General features: G+C 47.7%; 1 tRNA gene and 4 rRNA genes. All 5 read left to right on the top strand.

The features are described 5' to 3' along the window. A 23S ribosomal RNA gene (locus L1D22_RS22000) occupies window positions 1–1570 on the top strand; the annotation flags it as partial. Window positions 1571–1692: 122 nt separating this feature from the next. Further along, a 5S ribosomal RNA gene (gene rrf, locus L1D22_RS21995) occupies window positions 1693–1808 on the top strand. Window positions 1809–2216: 408 nt separating this feature from the next. Beyond that, a 16S ribosomal RNA gene (locus L1D22_RS21990) occupies window positions 2217–3622 on the top strand. 65 nt (window positions 3623–3687) lie between these two features. After that, window positions 3688–3763 (top strand) — tRNA-Glu (locus tag L1D22_RS21985). A gap of 421 nt (window positions 3764–4184) precedes the next feature. After that, window positions 4185–4396 (top strand): 23S ribosomal RNA (locus L1D22_RS21980); the annotation flags it as partial.

Genomic DNA, 4396 nt, shown 5'->3' with positions numbered 1-4396 from the left:
AAGGGCTGCTGGAGGTATCAGAAGTGCGAATGCTGACATGAGTAACGATAAAGGGAGTGAAAAACTCCCTCGCCGGAAGACCAAGGGTTCCTGTCCAACGTTAATCGGGGCAGGGTAAGTCGACTCCTAAGGCGAGGCCGAAAGGCGTAGTCGATGGGAAACGGGTTAATATTCCCGTACTTCTTACAATTGCGATGGGGGGACGGAGAAGGCTAGGTGGGCCTGGCGACGGTTGTCCAGGTTCAAGTATGTAGGCGGAARRWTTAGGTAAATCCGGAYYTTCATAACGCTGAGATACGATGTCGAGCACCTACGGGTGTGAAGTCATTGATGCCATGCTTCCAGGAAAAGCCTCTAAGCTTCAGATTGTAAGGAATCGTACCCCAAACCGACACAGGTGGTCGGGTAGAGAATACCAAGGCGCTTGAGAGAACTCGGGTGAAGGAACTAGGCAAAATGGTACCGTAACTTCGGGAGAAGGTACGCTCTTATCAGTGAAGTCCCTTGCGGATGGAGCAGACGAGAGTCGCAGATACCAGGTGGCTGCAACTGTTTATTAAAAACACAGCACTGTGCAAAATCGTAAGATGACGTATACGGTGTGACGCCTGCCCGGTGCCGGAAGGTTAATTGATGGGGTTAGACTTCGGTCGAAGCTCTTGATCGAAGCCCCGGTAAACGGCGGCCGTAACTATAACGGTCCTAAGGTAGCGAAATTCCTTGTCGGGTAAGTTCCGACCTGCACGAATGGCGTAATGATGGCCACGCTGTCTCCACCCGAGACTCAGTGAAATTGAAATCGCTGTGAAGATGCAGTGTACCCGCGGCTAGACGGAAAGACCCCGTGAACCTTTACTACAGCTTGGCACTGAACATTGAACCTACATGTGTAGGATAGGTGGGAGACTATGAAATTGCGTCGCTAGATGTGATGGAGTCGTCCTTGAAATACCACCCTTGTAGTTTTGATGTTCTAACGTTGGTCCCTGAATCGGGATYACGGACAGTGCCTGGTGGGTAGTTTGACTGGGGCGGTCTCCTCCCAAAGAGTAACGGAGGAGCACGAAGGTGGGCTAAACACGGTTGGACATCGTGTGGTTAGTGCAATGGCATAAGCCCGCTTGACTGCGAGAATGACAATTCGAGCAGGTGCGAAAGCAGGTCATAGTGATCCGGTGGTTCTGAATGGAAGGGCCATCGCTCAACGGATAAAAGGTACTCCGGGGATAACAGNGGTACGCGAGCTGGGTTTAGAACGTCGTGAGACAGTTCGGTCCCTATCTGCCGTGGGCGTTGGAAAATTGAAGGGGGCTGCTCCTAGTACGAGAGGACCGGAGTGGACGAACCTCTGGTGTTCGGGTTGTCATGCCAATGGCATTGCCCGGTAGCTAAGTTCGGAATCGATAACCGCTGAAAGCATCTAAGCGGGAAGCGAGCCCTGAGATGAGTTTTCCCTGACGCTWTAAGCGTCCTAAAGGGTTGTYSWAGACTASRACGTTGATAGGCAGGGTGTGTAAGTGCTGCGAGGCATTGAGCTAACCTGTACTAATTGCCCGTGAGGCTTAACCATACAACACCCAAGGGGTTTTGTGGACTCAAAGAGAGACCTTGAATGAGTTTGAAGAGAAATAACTTTTAAATCAGTTTTCCGAATTATTAATTGCCGCTAACGCGTCAATTAAACAAAATTTGCTTGGCGACCATAGCATTGTGGACCCACCTGATTCCATGCCGAACTCAGAAGTGAAACACAATAGCGCCGATGGTAGTGTGGGGCTTCCCCATGTGAGAGTAGGACATCGCCAGGCTTTAATTTCGACTTTGTCTATTTAATAGACAAGTCACCATAGAGTTCTAAGTTTCTTAGAGTTTTATGTTGACTTTCAAAGTGGAAAGCGTATTATACGCGTCCTGCTTACGTGCTAAAGCACTGAAAGCAAAGCTCTTTAACAATTTAAACCTATCAATCTGTGTGGGCACTCGTTGATGAATATCAAAACGTTATTGGTTCTTTTTCGAAAGAGCGTAATAGCAGTTACTTCGGTAACAAAATTGATTTCAATGAACTGAGTGACCAATACGTTTAACTACTTGTAGTTATTCGGCACAGTCAATTCATTACCATTCTGTTGGAATGGTAATAGCTTTAGAATTACATGTTCATGTTTACATGAATATTAGTTTTGAAGTCAGTATTCGTTGAGTCACAAAATCTTAAATTGAAGAGTTTGATCATGGCTCAGATTGAACGCTGGCGGCAGGCCTAACACATGCAAGTCGAGCGGAAACGACAACATTGAATCTTCGGAGGATTTGTTGGGCGTCGAGCGGCGGACGGGTGAGTAATGCCTAGGAAATTGCCTTGATGTGGGGGATAACCATTGGAAACGATGGCTAATACCGCATAATGCCTACGGGCCAAAGAGGGGGATCTTCGGACCTCTCGCGTCAAGATATGCCTAGGTGGGATTAGCTAGTTGGTGAGGTAATGGCTCACCAAGGCGACGATCCCTAGCTGGTCTGAGAGGATGATCAGCCACACTGGAACTGAGACACGGTCCAGACTNCCTCTCGCGTCAAGATATGCCTAGGTGGGATTAGCTAGTTGGTGAGGTAATGGCTCACCAAGGCGACGATCCCTAGCTGGTCTGAGAGGATGATCAGCCACACTGGAACTGAGACACGGTCCAGACTCCTACGGGAGGCAGCAGTGGGGAATATTGCACAATGGGCGAAAGCCTGATGCAGCCATGCCGCGTGTATGAAGAAGGCCTTCGGGTTGTAAAGTACTTTCAGTTGTGAGGAAGGRGGTGTCGTTAATAGCGGCATCTCTTGACGTTAGCAACAGAAGAAGCACCGGCTAACTCCGTGCCAGCAGCCGCGGTAATACGGAGGGTGCGAGCGTTAATCGGAATTACTGGGCGTAAAGCGCATGCAGGTGGTTCATTAAGTCAGATGTGAAAGCCCGGGGCTCAACCTCGGAACTGCATTTGAAACTGGTGAACTAGAGTGCTGTAGAGGGGGGTAGAATTTCAGGTGTAGCGGTGAAATGCGTAGAGATCTGAAGGAATACCAGTGGCGAAGGCGGCCCCCTGGACAGACACTGACACTCAGATGCGAAAGCGTGGGGAGCAAACAGGATTAGATACCCTGGTAGTCCACGCCGTAAACGATGTCTACTTGGAGGTTGTGGCCTTGAGCCGTGGCTTTCGGAGCTAACGCGTTAAGTAGACCGCCTGGGGAGTACGGTCGCAAGATTAAAACTCAAATGAATTGACGGGGGCCCGCACAAGCGGTGGAGCATGTGGTTTAATTCGATGCAACGCGAAGAACCTTACCTACTCTTGACATGAGCGAATCCCAAAAAGTGCGTCGTAGTCCGGATTGGAGTCTGCAACTCGACTCCATGAAGTCGGAATCGCTAGTAATCGTGAATCAGAATGTCACGGTGAATACGTTCCCGGGCCTTGTACACACCGCCCGTCACACCATGGGAGTGGGCTGCAAAAGAAGTGGGTAGTTTAACCTTTCGGGGAGGACGCTCACCACTTTGTGGTTCATGACTGGGGTGAAGTCGTAACAAGGTAGCCCTAGGGGAACCTGGGGCTGGATCACCTCCTTATACGAAGATATTCACGATGAGTGTCCACACAGATTGATATGTTTAAACAGTTAAGAGTAACCTATGTCCCGTTCGTCTAGAGGCCTAGGACACCGCCCTTTCACGGCGGTAACAGGGGTTCGACTCCCCTACGGGATACCATCTTTAAGTACATTTTTTAAGTGTCTTTAAAAATGGTTCATTTTATTGAATCAAGCTCTTTAACAATTTGGAAAGCTGACTGATTACTTAATTGGTTTTCACTTTAAAAAGTGAAATCAAACAGCTCAAGGCTGTAATTAAGTTAATCAAATTTAAAAGTTCTCAATGTTTATCTGCTCTTATTTAATAAGAACAGTATAAACACAACAAACACATTCAAGTGTCTTGGCTTTTTGTCTTCACTTTTTAAAAGTGGAAATAAAGAGTGATTCAAACTTAGTTTGAATCGAAATTGAGTCCGGCAAACAGTCATTGAGAATTAACCCTTCTTAATGACAACCAAAAACCTTGGTTAGTTGCCATACTAGTTTGTTTTCGCTTTTTAAAGTGAAAGTAAAACAGAGACCCTTTCGGGTTGTATGGTTAAGTGACTAAGCGTACACGGTGGATGCCTTGGCAGTCAGAGGCGATGAAAGGCGTAATAACTTGCGATAAGCCCAGATTAGGTAGTAATAACCTTTAAGTCTGGGATTCCTGAATGGGGAAACCCACTTACATAAGTAAGTATCCTGTTGTGAATACATAGCAACAGGAGGCAAACCGGGGGAACTGAAACATCTAAGTACCCCGAGG

The sequence above is a fragment of the Vibrio sp. Isolate34 genome, from assembly GCF_022397915.1.
Taxonomy (GTDB): Bacteria; Pseudomonadota; Gammaproteobacteria; order Enterobacterales; family Vibrionaceae; genus Vibrio.
The sequence above is the reverse complement of the archived record's forward strand: the minus strand, read 5'-3'. Positions and strand labels throughout refer to the sequence as shown.